The following is a 17,729-nucleotide window of genomic DNA, read 5'->3' on the forward strand; positions in this document are numbered from 1 at the left end:
GGCTCTGAACCCAATCCCAAATCCAAATCCCCAAAGTCCAAACCATCTGATTTGGTTTCAGTAGCAGGAGTAGAAACAGGAGCTTGTGGTTCAAGATTAAAATCTAAATCACTACCCAAATCTAGGCTTGGTGCTGGTTCTTGAACAATGGGTTTAGGCTCTGAACCCAATCCCAAATCCAAATCCCCAAAGTCCAAACCATCTGATTTGGTTTCAGTAGCAGGAGTAGAAACAGGAGCTTGTGGTTCAAGATTAAAATCTAAATCACTACCCAAATCTAGGCTTGGTGCTGGTTCTGCTACTGGGGTTGGAGCGGGTGTGCTTAGTCCCAGATCTAAGTCGCCAAAATCTAAACCATCATTTGACTTAGTTTCAACCACAGGAGTAATGGTGGGTTTTGCCACTGGTGCTGGCTCTGAACCCAATCCCAAATCCAAATCCCCAAAGTCCAAACCATCTGATTTGGTTTCAGTAGCAGGAGTAGAAACAGGAGCTTGTGGTTCAAGATTAAAATCTAAATCACTACCCAAATCTAGGCTTGGTGCTGGTTCTGTTGCCGCAATTAGAGTATTATCTTTTGGTTCATCGAACGACAAATCATCAAAATCCAGTGATGGTGCTGATGCAGGCGCTGCTGAGGGTGTACTTGGATTAAAGTTCAAATCGTTTAAATCAAGCATAGGCTCTGCTGGCACTGATGTCTTAGCTGCTGGCTCTGGTACATCAAGCGTTTCTAGATCAAATTCAAGTGATGACTCTGGAGTGGCATTAAGATTGGGCTCCAATCCAGCATCTGTTTGGGTTGGTGCCGCAGGATTTGGTGTTTGATTATTGGTTTGTGTTTTTGCAATCTCTTCAGCAAGCAATGACTTGCAAAAATCTGCCTCGCGAATGGTTTCGCTATCGGCAATTTCATGAATTTTTTGATGCAGTTGATTAAATGCAGAAAACTGCTTGGTAATACCATAAACTTGCAATAGTTTAAGCATCGCACCGTGATGATGTGGATTGGTCATCAAGATGCGTTTTAGTTCGGTAATTGCTTCATTATAATTTTGATTCTGAACATATGCCTCAGCTTTGGCCAGCTCGTTGGTACTGACAGGTGTAGGCATGGGTGTTGGTGCTTGTAAGGGATTGACCTGTGGCGTTGTTGGCAATCCTGTTTTTTGGGCTTGTAATTTTTGAAAAACAAAAAACGCCACAATACCAAATATAACAATAACACCGATGGCAAGAAGAATGGTACTCATAGTAACTCCTACGTATTAGATTTGTCTAATATGCAAATCTAACAGCATTTAGCTTTTTAATTATGTGCATAAAGCAAATTGTGGATCATGTCAAATAATACTCAGCGAAGCGGTTAGGGATGTCTATCCTAACCATCAAAATTATGCAAGTATTATTTTTGCTCCCTTAGGCTTTTGAGGCGATTTTCAAGTTCGGCAAGTTTTTGGTTTTGTAGCTGAACTTTTTTAGCAGCCGAAGACAGCTCTTGATTGAGTTCATTAACACGTTTGGCATGACCAGCGGTTTGCTGACGTGTATTTTGTAGAGTGCCAGCTAGGTTATTGTTACCGCCTGTTACCGCATTTGGCGTGGATTTATTGCTAGTGCCTGTTGCCTTGCCTTGCTGAGTTGGTGTTACTAAGGTCATTTGAGCCTTCGGTAGAGCTTTCTGAGCAGGTTTTGCAGTAACTTGACTGCTACGTTTTGGCGTATTGGTTTTTGCTACTTGCTTATTGGTAGATTGTTTGGTTGTGGCTTTGGCAGTTGTTGTTTTATTGTTGCTCTTAGCGTTCTCTTGTTTGGCATGGATTGCCTCAGCGATGGCTTTTTGAGACAAAACGACCTGATAGTTTGGTAGGTTTAGGCTAGCATTGGTTTTGAGTTGGTTGATGTTGCCCTTGTTAAAAGCATCTGGATTGGCTTGATGAATGGCGGTCATAACCTCGCCTACTTTCATGTCATTAGCCTTGGCGATAGCATTAGCGATGCTCCATAAGCTGTCTCCGTGCTGAACCACGTACACTGCTTCGCCAGTTGGGGTCTCACTAGAGGTACTTGGGGTGGTAGGCGTGGCATTTTGAGCAATGACAGGTTCTTCATGTAATGGTGGTAGCGATGGCTCAATGGGTTGTCCAGCAGAATACGTACGACGGACGATTTCTTCGGTTAGCACGTTAATTTGTTTATTTGCACCCTCTGGAGTTAGTTGAGCCAGTACTTTTTCTTCTTTGGAGATGATATTGCCTTCGGCATTGGCACTACCCACAGCAGTCGGCACAGGTTCTAATACGGGTACGTTTTGATTGATGATTTGTACATTGATTTGTTCATCACTTTCTTTGGCATCTGAGACATCTGGGGCGTGATGACTGTCAGGTAGTGGACTGACCTCAGGTAGATTTGGTTTGGTAGGGGCGGTCAGCACCTGTGTGGATTTATCATCAGGTAGGGTAAAAGCGGTGCCAGCTGGTAGTGGCATGAGTAACGTCTGCGGCTCAATGATTTGTTCGCCATTGTTATTTAGGTTGAGGACAACGTCTGCAAATGGTGTACTGATTGGCTTGCTAGATGTCAAGACAATTTGACCAGCGTTATTTGAGGTTGGAGTAAAATTAACCGAAATTTGAGCATCAGGACTTAATCCCATTTGACGATAGATGTCAGTACTGGCGATGGAGGCATGGAAATTGGCTGCATCAATATTGGTAACATTGATGGTGGCAGACAAAGGCTCGTGTTGTGCCGATTTGATATTGGCCTGACCTAGATTCATGGCGGAGGCATTTAGGCTTACCATGCCAACTAACGAGACAAGCACTGCTTGATAAATAGAAGTAGTGCGATGAGTTTTATGCCAAGACATAGCTATCCTTCTGGGAGGGTTGAAATATGATTAAAAACAAGCCGTCAAATAAAATAACGGCATTATGCGACATTTATAACAAAATATTGCAAAAAATGCTAGTTGATTTTGATAATCTGCGAGTATTATGGTATTGAAATGCACGCAAACGACTAAATTTTGGTAAAAATTTACAAAAATTAACGATTAAGACATTTTATAAAAACTTAATTTGCCAACACCCATGCCAAGACGAGTGTTGGCAAGGAATGATTTAAATCCGTCCTTGAATGATGGCAAGCATACGGCGAAGTGGCTCAGCAGCTCCCCATAGAAGTTGGTCGCCCACCGTAAAGGCGGTCAGATATTCGCCACCCATATTCATTTTGCGAAGACGACCCACAGCTACATTAAGCGTGCCAGTTACCGCAACAGGTGTGAGGCGTGCCATGCTTTCTGGTTTGTCGTTGGGCACAACATCAAGCCAAGCGTGATTGGTGTCTTTTAGGGCTTGTTCAATCTCAGCAAGGGGAATGTCTTTTTTGAGTTTGATGGTCAAGGCTTGGCTGTGGCAACGCATTGCCCCGATACGCACGCAAATGCCGTCAATGTTGATAAGTTCGCTGTCAGCTTTGCCCAAAATTTTGTTGGTTTCGGCTTGACCTTTCCACTCTTCACGAGATTGACCATTTTCAAGTTGGCTGTCGATGTAGGGAATCAAACTACCTGCCAACACCGCCCCAAAATGCTGTTTTGGGAAAGTGTCTGAACGCTGAGTGTCAGCGATGGTACGGTCAATTTCTAAGATGGCAGACGCAGGGTCGGCAAGTTTGTCCGCTACACTATCACGCAATACACCCATGCCTGTGATAAGCTCACGCATGTTGTTGGCACCTGCACCAGAGGCAGCTTGGTAAGTCATGGCAGAAACCCACTCTACCCAATCACGGCGGAATAGCTCGCCGATTGCCATTAGCATAAGGCTGACGGTGCAGTTACCACCAATGAAGTCTTTTTTGCCATTTGCCAAAGCATTGTCAATCACATCACGGTTGACAGGGTCTAGGATAATGATGGCGTCATCGTCCATGCGAAGTGAGCTGGCTGCATCAATCCAGTAGCCATTCCAACCGCTCTCACGCAGGGCAGGGTGGACGGCTTTGGTGTAGTCGCCCCCTTGACAAGTAATGATGGCATCGCACTTGGCAAGCTCGGCGATGTCGCTTGCGTCTTTTAGTGTACCAGCGTTGGTAACCACGCCACCAAAATCAGGGGCGTTGCCACCTGCGTTACTCGTTGAGAAAAAAACAGGCGTAAAGTGGGCAAAATCGCCTTCTTCAATCATGCGGTTCATCAGTACCGAACCGACCATACCACGCCAGCCTACCAAGCCTACGGTTAATTTTTCAGCCATATTTTGCCCCTTTGTGTGAATGAATGTAAGATGTGATGAGGTTGTAAATCATCAAATAGCTAAACCTTATAAATATGCACTTTTATTGGAAAAAAATCAAGCATTTTTTGTATTTTTTGTAAAAATTTTTAAAAAAGCTGGCTTTGTCGGTTTTGACTGACAAAGATTTGGGACTTTTGCCAATGGCGAACGGCTGTATAAATCAATAAAATGCATGACAAGGAGATTAAAACAACACATCAAGAATGATGTTTTTCTTACCCAAAGCCCAGTTGAGACAGCTGGGCATTTTTTATGACATTGCTAAGCGCCTATCTTGATGATGGGCGGGCTGACTGTCATGATGTTTTGATGCATACTAAGTTGTCTTTTTTGTCTTTTTCCACCAATTTACAATCAGGGATAAGTGATTGATATACCGCTAATGTCTCAGCCGTCATTTGGTCGATGGTGTATTCGTGAGTCATGGCAGGGCGAGTTTTGTTTTGGAGGTGGAATTTGATGTTTTTGCACAGGGCGATGGCGGTTTCTTCTTTTACCAGTCCTTGTGGGTAGGTAATGGATAAAATATCGGCAAATGCCCCCCTTGCCCAACCAACCACAGGTGTGCCTAAATGTATTGCTTGAATGGCGGTAATGCCAATGCTTTCAGGGTGTTCGGCAAGTGCAAGCACAACGTTGGCGGCGGCAAGCCACTCTCTCATGTCAGGAGGTCGCCTGCCGATGAAGGTTGTTTTGTTTTGTAGGTTTAGGGCGTGCAGACGCTGAACAAATTCCTCATGAGCAACATCTGCATTGTTGGATTGTTCATCGTCCATGATGATGGCGTGAATGTTTGGGAATTTTTCTTGGAGGTTACCCAAAATATCAATGAGCCAATCTTGACCGTATTCATGTCCAATGGGTGTGGGAAATACGAGCCATTTTTTGTGTTCAAGCTCTGGGTATTGTGCAAATACCCCATGCAACCAGTGTACCGATACATGATGGCGATAGGGGTATTTACGCACGTCCACACCACGTCTGACGCACACCACCTTAAAGGGAAATTCATCAATGGCGTATTCCTCTTTTTTAAGAGTGAGTTTTTCTTTAAGATAGCGGTCAATACTGCGAGAGGCACTAATAATCACATCAGCATAAAACAAAGCCTTGTCATAAGATGTCAGGGCATAAAAGCCATACACCATCGCCACAGTTTTTGGGCGTTTGTCTTTGGCGATGGGTCGTAATGCCCAATGTAGCACCCATGCAGGTGTACGAGAATGCACATGAATGATGTCAGGACGATGTTCGTAGATGAGCTGTCGTAATTTTAACACATAGACGAGCGACCACCATGATTTTTTGGTCATTGGCAGGCGGTAATATATAGTGTCATCTCTTAGTAGGCGTAGCACCAACTCATTATCAGGCATGACAGAACCAATCACGACCGATTCATGACCTGCTTTGGCTAGGGCGTGTGTGATGGCATAAATCCCTCGCTCGGCTTCATCGTGTTTGAGCGATGAGGATAGGTGCATGACTTTCATGGCAAATTATAATAAATCAAGCAAGGCTTGGGCGTGGTCTTTGGCTTTGATGTTGCGATAGCTTGCGGTCATTTGTCCGTTTTTATCAAAGACAAAAGTAGAACGCACTACACCCAGATGGGTTTTGCCGTACATCATTTTTTCTTTGATGACATCAAAATGTTGACACAGTCTTTCGTCTGTATCGCTAATTAGCCCAATGCCCAGCTCTTTTTTGCAAATGAAATTTTGGTGGGATTTGACGCCATCACGAGACACGCCAATTATGGTATAGCCTTTTTGGGTAAATTTATCCGTCAATGCCGTAAAATCGGTGGCTTGCACCGTGCAACCTGCCGTACTGTCTTTGGGATAAAAATACAAAATCAAGCCTTGCTCGCCACCAGTAAAATCGGTAAGGCGGATGGATTTTTGGGTAATTTCACTGTCAATTTGGCTTACTAATGAGCATTCAAAATCAGGCAGGGGGATGGTTTCGAAGGAATTTTTCATGGTTATTATAAGTATTACAAGATGTAGTGGATTATTTTACTGAAAATTTTGATAAATTGCTACCCAAATCCATGTCATTAATAAAATATCATCGGCACTCAGGTTGATGGTTTTTTGCAAAATTTATCGTTAAAAATTGTAAAAATAGCAATAATGCGGTAAAATTAGGGGTCTTATTTTGATGTATTTTAAGGCGTTTTATGTCTTTGCTTTCTTTTTTTAATATTGCTGAGCGTGGTTCAACCGTGCGTCAAGAAGTCATCGCAGGTTTAACCACCTTTTTGGCGATGGTCTATTCGGTGATTGTTGTACCGGGTATGCTAGCAGACGCAGGTTTTCCTGCCGAATCGGTGTATATTGCCACTTGTTTGGTGGCGGGGCTTGGCTCGATTTTGATTGGGGTATTTGCCAATATGCCAATGGCGATTGGCTGTGCCATCAGTTTGACGGCTTTTACCGCTTTTAGTTTGGTTATCGGTCAAAAAATCGCCATTCCTGTTGCTCTGGGGGCGATTTTTTTAATGGGGGCGGTGTTTACGCTCATCTCCATCACAGGTGTACGAGCGTGGATTTTAAAAAACTTACCAAGCTCGATTGCACACGGAGCGGGGATTGGCATTGGACTGTTTTTGCTACTCATCGCCACCAATGGCGTGGGCTTGGTTGTGAAAAATGACGCAGGCTTACCTGTTAAAATGGGTGAGTTCATGTCTTTTGGTGTCATCATGTCGCTGATTGGTTTGGCAAGCATCATCGGACTTGAAAAAAGAGGGGTTAAAGGCAGTATCTTGTGGGTTATCATTGCCATTACCATTTTGGGACTGATTTTTGACCCCAATGTTAAATTTGGCGGTTCGATTTTTAAATTGCCAAGCGTGTCTGGCGAATCCCTATTTTTTAACCTAGACATCATGGGGGCGTTAAATGCCACCGTGTTGCCTGTGGTATTTGCCCTTGTGATGACGGCGGTGTTTGATGCCACAGGGACGATTCGTGCGGTGGCAGGGCAGGCAGGTCTCATTGATAAAGACGGTCAAATCATAAACGGTGGCAAGGCACTCACGGCAGACTCGGTCTCATCGCTCATGTCTGGCGTGTTTGGGACTGCTCCTGCGGCGGTGTATATCGAATCGGCAGCAGGTACGGCAGTTGGCGGTAAAACAGGTCTGACGGCAGTGGTCGTGGGTGGACTCTTTTTGCTTATGCTGTTTTTTCAGCCATTGGCGTTTTTGGTGCCAAGCTATGCCACCGCTCCTGCTCTTATGTATGTGGGGCTACTCATGCTCTCCAACGTCTCAAAGCTTGATTTTGATGACTTTGTGGGGGCGATGAGTGGGCTAATTTGTGCGGTGTTTATCGTCTTGACTGCCAACATTGTTACAGGGATTATGCTTGGTTTTGGCTCACTCGTGCTAGGTCGCATCATCTCTGGCGAATTTAACAAGCTCAATGTTGGTACAGTCATCATCGCAGTGGTGCTGGTGGCGTTTTATGCACTGGGGTATGCGATTTAAATTGGGCTGATGATAAAAACCACTTATCGCTGATAAGTGGTTTTTTGAACCAATTTTGTGGCAATTTTGCAGTTCTTTGACTATACCAACTGAACGATAAATTTGATACGGTTTTAAAGTAGGGGCAAATCACATTTGCCTAACCAATAAAGGTTTTAAACAAAAGGGTGAATATCATTCGCCCCTACCATTCAATGGTGAATTTTATACCAGTTTTTAAATTTGGTTGGTATATTAATTGAGTAGCGTGCCAAAATTAGGGCAACTGGATAATTTTTGATTGACAACCACAATATCACGCCCAATTTTATCTTTAAAGACAAATTCAAAATTTACCCCATCTATTTGCAAAACTTGGGTAAATAATTTGGTGTTACTTTCACCAACTGCTTTTGACGCTATTTGATCAAGTTCTGGAATTTGGCGACACACTTCTTCGGTCATTTGTTTGTCAAATCCTTTGAGGCTATCTTTTGGAATTTCCTCTTTTAAAATTTCATTAAATTGAAAACTAAAAGTAATTTTGGGGTATTGGTTGTTGATGACTACTTTGCCACCCATAGGACCACTAATTTTGTTGAGGGTATCATCGTCCTTGTCATAATCATGCGATTTTAGACTTTGGCGGATTTTTTCCATTTTCTTTTCTGGACTGCTACATGCGGTTAAGGCAAACATCGGAGCAACAGCAAGGCAGGTGATGACAATAAATTTTTTCATTCATGCCCTCAATCAGTGAAGTTGACAATAAAAACAGCTATCGTTACAGTATTTTACACAAAAATTACATAATTGCAAGGTTTAAATGGCTACTCTCCAAAGTCTTTTTTAATATTTATCATCATTCTAATAAAATCTGCGTCAGGTGCGTATCACGCACCAAAAGGACTGATACTCCAAATGGTGCGTTGTACGCACCTTACAGATTACGGTGTTTTGAGATTGATTTATGATATGGTGATTTAACTTCAAAAACCACCAAAACCGTTCGCCCTGAGCTAGGTCGAAGGGTGAAACGGTTTTCCGTCATGGTTGGATAAGCTTACCACGAACAGAAAACTTAATGTGGTGTATTTTGAGTTTAATTTACCATAACATCTTGGGAGAATTGGCGTTGTGATATCTCATCAATCAGCCCAAGCAAATAATCCCTCATGACAGGCAAATCATCTGCCTTTGCCCCACCAAGCCACGCTCCGTCCACCGCATGACGTACAACGGTCAGGCGAATGTCGCTGTCGGTGCTGGCGTGGGTGGTGAGTTTGTGGTTAAGCCAGTTTGTCCATAGGGCGTGCATTTGGCTGTCTGCCGTCATCGCTCGTATCAGTCCTGACCAATTGCTTGTCAGTCCAATATCAGTATTATCAAAAAAGACCTTGACGTACGCTCGTGTGAATGCCCCAAATTCATCATCAATCTGACTCATGATGGCGGTATTGACCTGTGCGATAAACAGCTCAAACACGCTTGCCACCAATTCATCTTTATTTTTAAAATGATGGAAAAGTCCCCCTTTGCTTGTACCTGCCTTGTCGGCGACTTTTTGGAGGGATAAGTTGGCGATGCCTTCGTCAAGCATGATGTCTTTGGCGCAAATAATCAGGGCATGACGTAACAGTTCTGGGTTGTTTTTGCGTTTTTGTTTGGGAGCTGGGGTTATGGTATTCATAATAAAACCGACTGGTTGGTATGTATTTGGTTTGATGGAATGATTACTGGTAACGAGTGGGGTCAGGCATGCCTGCTTCGCTAAACCCTTGTTTGCGTAACGCACAACTATCGCACACGCCACAAGCTCGCCCATCATCGTCAGCTTGATAGCAAGACACGGTTTGAGCATAATCCACGCCAAGCGATGTGCCTAGTTTTAGGGTTTCGGCTTTGGAGAGGTGTTGTAATGGGGCGACGATGGATAGGCGGTTGCCTTGTCTGCCTGCCACCGTTGCCAGATTTGCCATGACCTCAAAGGCGTGGATAAAATCCGCTCGGCAGTCAGGATAGCCTGAAAAATCCACCGAGCTTACCCCAATGACAATATGACTTGCCCCTGTAACTTCTGCCACTGCAAGGGCGTAGGATAAAAAAATGGTGTTGCGAGCAGGCACATAGGTAACAGGCACGCTGTCTGTATCGCCTTGATAATCTGGTACATTAATGTTGGTATCTGTCAGGGCTGAACCACCAAGTTGGGCGATGTCAATATCAATGATGCGGTGCGACACGCCAAGCGATTTGGCGATACGCTCGGCAAATTTAAGCTCGCTACTATGACGCTGACCATAGCGAAAACTGATGGCGGTTACCGAAGCAAAATTTGCCCTCGCCCAGTATAGACAAGTGGTGGAATCTAGCCCCCCAGAAAATAAGACAACAGCCTTTTGGTGTTTTGTATTGGACATAATATTCGTGATTGCCATCATTAAAAACGCTAAATTTTATCACAAAATATGGCGGATTGAGTATGGATTTTTGTAATGATGATTTCGATGGCAAAGTACTATGCATTGACGAGGTTAAACTCTTTTTATCTAAAAATTTTTCAGAAATCATGTTAAAATACCAAACCCAAAAAATCATCGAAGACACATCATGGATACTGAACTTGTTAAAATCATTTTGGCGTTTGTGGTACTCATTAACCCCTTTGGGGCTTTGGGGTTATTTTTGAATTTAACAAAGGGTTATAGTGCCAAAGACCGTCAAAGGGTGGCACAGATTTCTTGTTTGACAGTATTTATTGGTATTGCATTTTTTACCATTTTGGGCGAGAGCTTGCTTAATATTTTGGGGATTTCTGTTCGCTCGTTTCAGGTGGCAGGTGGGATTTTGGTGTTTTTGATTGCCATTAATATGATGAATGGTGGGGGCAATCCCGTTAAGCCCAGTGAAGATGAGGTGGAAGTGCATTCATCATTGACTGCTTCGGCGGTAGTGCCTCTTGCCATACCCATGATGATAGGTCCAGGCGGTATCTCAACCGTGATTATTTATAGCAGTCAAGTCAAAGGAGCATTTCAGGTGGGGACGATTTTGGCGGCTGGGCTGTGTATTAGCTTGATTTGTTATGCTTCTTTGATGACGGCAGGTAAAATCAGTCGTTTTTTGGGCGATACAGGGCTAAATATCCTAAGTCGTATCATGGGCATGCTTCTTGCGGCGGTGGCGGTTGAGATTTTGGTCAATGGGCTTCGAGGGTTATTTCCGCAGTTGTTGGCGTGATAAATTTTTGAGAATTTTATCAAAATGTTGTATCATTAACCATTTATCTTTTAAGATGTGATGTATTATGGAAAAGATGCGTAATTTTATGCAGAGTTGGGCGGGTAAAGCGGTACTGATTATCACGCTTATCCCAATGGCGTTTTTGGGCGTGCAGTCATTTAGCGGCGGTAGTCATATCGCCCCTGACGAAATTGTCAAGGTGGGGGATACCGCCATCGATGTTAGAACCTTTCAATCAGAGGTAAACAGCTATCGCAATCGCTTAATAGAGCAGGTGGATGCAAGCCTAATTGACGAAAAAGCACTAAATGATGAGATTTTGGAGGGTTTGATTGATAGGGCGTTACTTGAACATCAAACGCAATTTTTTGGCATGACAGTATCAGATAACGCTATTACTCGTATACTCCAAACCGACCCAGCTTTTTTGGATTCTGATGGTAAATTTTCCAATGACCTTTTTGCCCAGTATCTACAAGGTCGTGGCATGACCAAAGACATGCTTTTTGCGACGTTTCGCAATCAGCTGTCGCTTCGACTGTTTATGGGGGGCTTTTTGGGGACGGCAATTTATCCAGATAACCAGATTAGTCGTCTGATTGACCTACAAACCCAAAGCCGTGAAGCGTGGGTGCTTCGTTATGATTGGCAGGATTTTGCGGATAAAGTTAGCGTTAGTGATGCTGAAATACAGACTTATTATAACAACCATAAGTCTAGCATGAATCAGTCGCCTAGCGTGGATTTGTTGTATGTGGCACTTACCGATGCTGACCTAAAAATAGACAGCCCAACCGAAGATGAGATTTTGGCAGAGTACAAGGCAAGCAATGCAGGCTCGGCAAAACAGCTGGCTCATATTTTATTAACGGGTGATGATGCCAAAGCTCGTGCCACCGACATTAAGGCGAAGCTTGATGCTGGCGAGTCTTTCGAGACCTTAGCAAAGGCTCATTCAGAAGACCCCACAGGGGCAAATGGTGGCGACATCGGTACATTTAATCCTGCATTTTTTGGGGATAGTAGTGAGGTAGTAGAGAGTGTCATTGATAAGCTAGATGTTGGCAAGGTCAGCGACCCTGTGCAGACTCAATTTGGCTATCACCTCTTTAAGGTTACCAAAGCAGGCGATGCCCCAAGCTTGGCGAGTATGCGTGATGAACTTATCAAACAAGTCAATGAACGCAAAAAACTAAGTGCCTTAAATGACATGATTGCCAAAATTAATGGCATGGCGACCGATGGCATGGGAATTGCTGACATTGCTCAGGAGGCAGGCTTAACTGCTCGCACCATCAAAGGCTACACCAAAGAAAAAAACAACAGCGAGCTTTCTGCTCCGTCGGTTATTTTGGCGGCGTTTGATGAGTTTGCCATTACTGAGCAGTCGGTCAGTCCCAATGTTACCCTGTCTGATAAGACGGTTTGGGTGCAACCCACCAACTACCAAGACAGCAAGGTAAAATCATTAGCAGAGGCAAGTGCGGATATTAAGGCGATTTTGGTTAAACAAAAAGCCACCGAACTTGCCCTAAAAACCGCCCAAGATAAAAGCGGTGAAAGTGCCGACACGCTTGCTAAGTCCGCAACATCACTTGGCGTGGTAACTCGCCAAAGCCCCAATCTACTCCCCGCCGAACAAGCAAGTTTGTTCGAACATCGTGCAGACGGCATGAGTGTGTGGTCGGTGCAAACTGAGCAAGGAGCGAGCGTCATGGTGGCGGGGCCTGTACAAAACATCGCCACCGCCCAAATCTCTAAGGAGGAGCGTGCATCAGCGGCAAAAATCATTCGCGATAATGTCGGACAAGATCAGCTTCAAGATTATTTGCGTTACTTGCGTGACACTAAGGACATTCAAATTAACGAGCGTGCAATGGGTCAATAACATAAAAGCCCACACATGGTTGTGGGTTTTTTATTTGCTGAGAGTGTTTAAAATCATGAAAAATCACACCTCAACTCAATTTAAAGTTTTTATTATCATTTAGTATTTTATGAAAATTCATACACCCATACGACAATCTGCTTATACCACCAAATTTCACACCCAAGATAGCTGTGATAAAGCTTTTTGGCTATCTTGCTATGTCAAAACCCACTCCGATGTCTTGATGATGGTGGTTACCAACGACCAAAGCGAGCTAAACCAACTAGAAACCGAGCTTGCGTTTTTTGGTATCGATGCACATGTATTCTCTGATTATGAAACGCTTGTTTATGATCAGCTTTTGGTTCATCAAGACATCATTTCAGACAGAATCGGTCTTTTGACAGACATGCCAACATCAGGAGTGCTACTTGTCAGCATGCAGACGCTCATGCAACGCATCGTACCTCCGCAGTTTTTGTTGGGTCGTCATTTTGATTTGAGTGTGGGGGCGACATTTGATTTGGCTGATGAACGGACAAGACTTACTAAAGCAGGCTATCGGGCGGTGGATAATGTTTTTGAGCCAGGGGAATTTGCGGTACGTGGTAGTGTCGTAGATATTTTTGCGATGGGTCAGGCTTTGCCATTTCGTTTAGATCTATTTGATGATGAGATAGAGAGCATTCGATTTTTTAACCCCGAGACACAAAGAACACTATCTGATGAGGGCTTGGCACAGCTCAAAAAAGACGCACATACTGGAATAGGCATGCTTGCTGTGCATAAATTGCCAGAGCTTGCAAAAGTTGATAGATTTAGTATTTTGCCAGCACGTGAGTTTGACTTACAAGAGAGCCGTGAACTGTTTCGCCAAAACTTCGCCAGCATGTTTGCCGATGTGTCGGCACGAAAATTTGAGCTGTATAATGATGTCATGGAGGGGGTTGTTCCTGCTGGTATAGAGTATTACATGCCATTGTTTTTTGATTTAAAAAAATGGCAAGAGGAGGGAACATTATTTTCATATTTACCACAAAACACTTTGGTGGTAACTAGTGATGAGCTTGATGGACGTTATGATGAATTTTTTAGGCAAGTCAAGCAACGTTATGAGGCAAGACGGCACGATAAAGATAAGCCAATTTTAGCCCCAGCTGAGTTGTATTTATCCAAAGAGGCGTTGTTTGGTTACCTAAAAAAATACCCAAAAATCATGTTTGGCGTAGGTTTGGACGGCACTTCTGGTTTTGTGGACGTGCTTAGTTTGTCGCCACCGTCATTAGCTGTTAATCATCAGCTTGCCGAACCACTTCAACTGTTGTTAGACTTTATTTACGATGAGGCAGAGACCAAATCAATATTGCTTGTGGCGGAGAGTGCAGGGCGACGTGAGATTTTGTTGGAATTATTAAAGGGCAAAATTAACGTCGAGCTTGTGGCGGATTTTGAGGAATTTTATGAACGATTTTATAAAACCACCCAAAATAAACAGCTCCCCACAGTTGCCCTGACGGTTGCTTCCATTGAGCGTGGGCTGTGGCTTGGTTCTAATGAGCGACATTTATGCGTGATTAGCGAGACACAGATTTTTGGTAGACAAGTGCTACAAACACGCCGTCGCCGTCAATCTAGCATCTCCCAAGCGTTCTTGGTAAAGTCGGTAACAGAACTGAATGAAGGTAGTTTGGTGGTGCATATCGAACACGGCATTGGTCGCTATCAAGGGTTGATGGTGCTTGATGTGGGTGAGGGCGAGCAGGAATTTATTCACCTAAAATATGCCGATGACGCCAGCGTCTATGTGCCGATTGCCAATCTTGCCTTGATTGGGCGGTACAGTGGCACAGATTCTGAGGCGGTGGCACTCTCCAAGCTGGGTTCGGGCAAATGGAATAAGGCCAAAGAAAAAGCCTTGACGCAGATTTATGATGTGGCGGCAGAGCTTTTGAATGTACAGGCTCGCCGTGCTGCCAAGTTGGGCATTAGCTTTCCTATTAATATGGCAGAATATGAACTGTTTGCCAGTGGTTTTGCTTTTGAGGAAACTTTTGATCAAGCCCTAGCGATTGAAAGCGTGCTAGCTGACATGAAACAAACCAAGCCTATGGATAGGCTTATTTGTGGTGATGTCGGTTTTGGTAAGACAGAAGTTGCCATGCGTGCAGCGTTTGTGGCGGTGTCCGCAGGCTATCAGGTCGCCGTGCTTGTGCCGACTACTTTGCTTGCAGGTCAGCATGAGGATAGTTTTAGAAGTCGTTTTGCTGATTGGGCGGTAAGAATTGAGAGTCTGTCTCGTTTTTCGACCAAAAAAGCCCAAGATAAAGTGCTTGCAGAGCTGGCTGATGGTCAAGTGGACATTGTGATTGGTACGCATAAATTGCTGCAAGATGACGTGAAATTTAAAAATTTAGGTCTGATGATTGTCGATGAGGAGCATCGTTTTGGGGTGCGACATAAAGAAAAAATCAAAGCCATGCAATCAGATGTGGACAGCTTATCCATGACTGCCACGCCCATTCCTCGTACGCTTAATATGGCACTCTCTGGCATGCAGGATATTTCTATCATTGCCACGCCGCCTGCCCGCCGTCTTGCCATCAAAACATTTGTCATGCCTAAGTCCAATGAGACCATTACAGATGCGATACTACGTGAGATATTGCGAGGTGGTCAGGTGTACTTTTTGCACAATGACGTGGCAAGCATTGAGACGATGGCAGAGACATTGCGTGAGCTGGTGGCGGAGGCACGTGTGGGCGTGGCACATGGGCAGATGAATGAAAAAGAGCTGTCAGCGGTCATGAGTGATTTTTATCACAAAAAATTTAACGTATTAGTGGCAAGCACCATCATTGAGACTGGCATTGATGTGCCAAATGCCAATACCATCATCATCAATCGTGCTGATAAATTTGGTTTGGCTCAATTACACCAGCTGCGGGGTAGGGTAGGGCGAAGTCATCATCAGGCGTATTGTTATTTGCTTGTGCCGTCCATTAAGGGGCTAACCGCCGATGCTAAAAAACGCCTTGACGCCATCACAAAGGCGAATACGCTTGGGGCTGGATTTATGCTTGCTAGCGAGGACTTGGAGATTCGTGGGGCAGGCGAGATTTTGGGTAAGGAGCAATCAGGCAACATGCAGACCATTGGGTTTGGTCTGTACATGGATATGTTGGAGAGAGCCACTCGTGCCATCAAAGCAGGCAAAACGCCAAGCCTTGCCACGCCATTAGATATTGTGAGTGATATTAATATTCATGCCTCTGCTCTTATTCCTGATGATTATTTGGGTGATGTGCATGAGCGTTTGATGTTTTATAAACGTATTTCATCAGCTGCGGACATCACTGAACTAAACGACCTACGTGTTGAGATGATAGACCGTTTTGGGGCATTACCCACACAAGGTCAAAATCTATTTGCGGTACATCGTCTGCGTATCAAGGCAGAACCGCTTGGGATCATACGTATGGACATCTCTGCAAGTGCCATGACCTTTGAGTTTCGCTCTGATACAGTGGTGGATGCGATGGCGATTATCAGATTGATACAGTCAGAGCATAAAGAAGGTGTGTACCGCATGAATGGGGCGACAGGACTCAAATTTACTGCCTATGAAGAGATGGAGTTGTCGGTCAGGCTGGATAGAACATTGGAGTTACTTAGTTATTTTGCCAAAAATGTATCATCACAGGTGGAACATTAACCGATGAACATCATTACCCTAGCCGCCCTGTCCTTTGGTATGTCTATGGATGCTTTTGCCGCATCTGTGGTGCGAGGGGCGAGTGCGGATTTGTCGGGTAATGCACACAATCGCTTACTCCAAGCCTTTAAAATCGGCATTGTCTTTGGTATTGTGGAAGCAATTACGCCTGTGATTGGCTATTATTTGGGCGTGTTGGCACAAGATTTGGTGCAGGGCTTTGACCATTGGGTCAGCTTTATTTTGCTGGGTGGGCTTGGCGTGCATTTGATTTATGAGGCGATGTTTGGCAAAGACGATGATGGCGAGCCTGTCAAAAACAGCCTTGCCAAAACCATCTTGACCGCCTTTGCCACCAGCATTGATGCGATGATTATTGGCGTAAGCCTTGCTTTTTTGGAAGTCAATATTTGGTTGGCAAGTTTTCTCATCGGCATGGCAACCACCATCATGGCAACTTTTGGTGTCTATTTGGGGGCAAAAATCGGCAAAGAAGTCGGTAATAAAGCCCAAATTATGGGCGGTATTGTTTTGATTGGTATTGGGATATTTATTTTGGTAACGCATTTAATGGCTCATTGATTTTTTGTGATTTAAATAAGTATTAAGCCATTGGTTGTAAGGTGCGTAATATGCACCTACGGTTAAATATCATAATCCAATTCAATATTTGCCATTTTTAGCCTAATTTCTGGGTCGCCTGTTATAAAATCCCAATTTTCGGGCATTGTGCTTTTTAAATTAAGCCCAGCTTTTGTGTCTAGGTAATACATTTCATCTTTGGTGATAAAAGCAATTTGCCAATTTTTCTGCAAGGCGGTTGCTAGAACTTCATCAGAATATTGATTTTCACGAATTAATCTTTCTAATTCCCATATCATATAGGAACAAGGAACAATGTGTTCAGGGTGTGCTGTGGAATTTTGGTCTTGCAATAATTTTTTTGAACACCCCAATAATAAAAAATCTTGTTCTGGGTGTAATAAATGTTGAAATAATCTTGAATGATAACCCTTTCTAATGCCTGTGTCATTTTCGTAAGCGATTAGATTTTTAATGTGTTTAACTACCGATAGACAGGTTTGATAAATCAATTCTTTTTTGTCCATAAAGAAC

General features: G+C 43.8%; 14 protein-coding genes. 5 read left to right on the plus strand and 9 right to left on the minus strand.

The window, feature by feature from the left end; genetic code table 11:
- The 5 genes from Q4B79_RS00265 to Q4B79_RS00285 all read right to left on the minus strand — a co-directional run.
- Nucleotides 1–1,253 (minus strand): hypothetical protein (locus Q4B79_RS00265; protein ID WP_303084417.1); only part of this gene is annotated, 1,253 nt, incomplete at its 3' end.
- Between the two features lie 152 nt (nucleotides 1,254–1,405).
- Nucleotides 1,406–2,875 (minus strand): FimV family protein, encoded by a 1,470-nt coding sequence (locus Q4B79_RS00270; RefSeq protein WP_303084418.1) that lies wholly within the window; start codon nucleotides 2,873–2,875, stop codon nucleotides 1,406–1,408.
- 253 nt (nucleotides 2,876–3,128) lie between these two features.
- Nucleotides 3,129–4,268, minus strand: a complete 1,140-nt coding sequence (asd, locus tag Q4B79_RS00275) for an aspartate-semialdehyde dehydrogenase (RefSeq protein ID WP_303084419.1) — start codon at nucleotides 4,266–4,268, stop codon at nucleotides 3,129–3,131.
- Between the two features lie 338 nt (nucleotides 4,269–4,606).
- Complete coding sequence (locus Q4B79_RS00280; RefSeq protein WP_303084420.1) at nucleotides 4,607–5,803, minus strand: glycosyltransferase; 1,197 nt, start codon at nucleotides 5,801–5,803, stop codon at nucleotides 4,607–4,609.
- Between the two features lie 6 nt (nucleotides 5,804–5,809).
- The gene (locus Q4B79_RS00285) at nucleotides 5,810–6,295 is read right to left on the minus strand and encodes a peroxiredoxin (protein WP_303084421.1); all 486 of its coding nucleotides are present in this window, start codon (nucleotides 6,293–6,295) and stop codon (nucleotides 5,810–5,812) included.
- A gap of 200 nt (nucleotides 6,296–6,495) precedes the next feature.
- On the opposite strand from Q4B79_RS00285, the gene Q4B79_RS00290 reads away from it, so the two are divergent.
- The gene (locus Q4B79_RS00290) at nucleotides 6,496–7,809 is read left to right on the plus strand and encodes an NCS2 family permease (RefSeq protein WP_303084422.1); all 1,314 of its coding nucleotides are present in this window, start codon (nucleotides 6,496–6,498) and stop codon (nucleotides 7,807–7,809) included.
- Between the two features lie 234 nt (nucleotides 7,810–8,043).
- Here Q4B79_RS00290 and Q4B79_RS00295 read toward each other — a convergent pair whose 3' ends face one another.
- From Q4B79_RS00295 to queC, 3 genes are all read right to left on the minus strand, one after another.
- Nucleotides 8,044–8,529: a hypothetical protein gene (locus tag Q4B79_RS00295; RefSeq protein ID WP_303084423.1), complete on the minus strand. Its 486-nt coding sequence runs from the start codon at nucleotides 8,527–8,529 to the stop codon at nucleotides 8,044–8,046.
- 361 nt (nucleotides 8,530–8,890) lie between these two features.
- Complete coding sequence (locus tag Q4B79_RS00300; protein ID WP_303084424.1) at nucleotides 8,891–9,478, minus strand: TetR/AcrR family transcriptional regulator; 588 nt, start codon at nucleotides 9,476–9,478, stop codon at nucleotides 8,891–8,893.
- 43 nt (nucleotides 9,479–9,521) lie between these two features.
- Entirely contained in the window at nucleotides 9,522–10,229 is a 708-nt protein-coding gene (queC, locus tag Q4B79_RS00305) for a 7-cyano-7-deazaguanine synthase QueC (RefSeq protein WP_303084425.1), read from the minus strand.
- 169 nt (nucleotides 10,230–10,398) lie between these two features.
- Between queC and Q4B79_RS00310 the strand changes: the two genes are divergently transcribed.
- The 4 genes from Q4B79_RS00310 to Q4B79_RS00325 all read left to right on the plus strand — a co-directional run bounded on the left by Q4B79_RS00310 (nucleotide 10,399) and on the right by Q4B79_RS00325 (nucleotide 17,195).
- Nucleotides 10,399–11,028, plus strand: coding sequence for a MarC family protein (locus Q4B79_RS00310; RefSeq protein ID WP_303084426.1), 630 nt, complete (start codon nucleotides 10,399–10,401; stop codon nucleotides 11,026–11,028).
- A gap of 76 nt (nucleotides 11,029–11,104) precedes the next feature.
- Complete coding sequence (locus Q4B79_RS00315; RefSeq protein ID WP_303084427.1) at nucleotides 11,105–12,919, plus strand: SurA N-terminal domain-containing protein; 1,815 nt, start codon at nucleotides 11,105–11,107, stop codon at nucleotides 12,917–12,919.
- Nucleotides 12,920–13,028: 109 nt separating this feature from the next.
- On the plus strand, nucleotides 13,029–16,613 hold the full coding sequence (mfd, locus tag Q4B79_RS00320) for a transcription-repair coupling factor (protein WP_303084428.1): 3,585 nt from the start codon (nucleotides 13,029–13,031) through the stop codon (nucleotides 16,611–16,613).
- Nucleotides 16,614–16,616: 3 nt separating this feature from the next.
- Nucleotides 16,617–17,195 (plus strand): manganese efflux pump MntP family protein, encoded by a 579-nt coding sequence (locus tag Q4B79_RS00325; RefSeq protein WP_303084429.1) that lies wholly within the window; start codon nucleotides 16,617–16,619, stop codon nucleotides 17,193–17,195.
- A 62-nt stretch (nucleotides 17,196–17,257) separates the two neighbouring features.
- On the opposite strand, the gene Q4B79_RS00330 is transcribed toward Q4B79_RS00325, so the two are convergent.
- Nucleotides 17,258–17,722 (minus strand): hypothetical protein, encoded by a 465-nt coding sequence (locus Q4B79_RS00330; RefSeq protein WP_303084430.1) that lies wholly within the window; start codon nucleotides 17,720–17,722, stop codon nucleotides 17,258–17,260.
- Between the last annotated feature and the right edge of the window lie 7 nt (nucleotides 17,723–17,729).

Origin of the sequence: Moraxella sp. (genome assembly GCF_030525845.1) — a bacterium.
Classification (GTDB): domain Bacteria; phylum Pseudomonadota; class Gammaproteobacteria; order Pseudomonadales; family Moraxellaceae; genus Moraxella.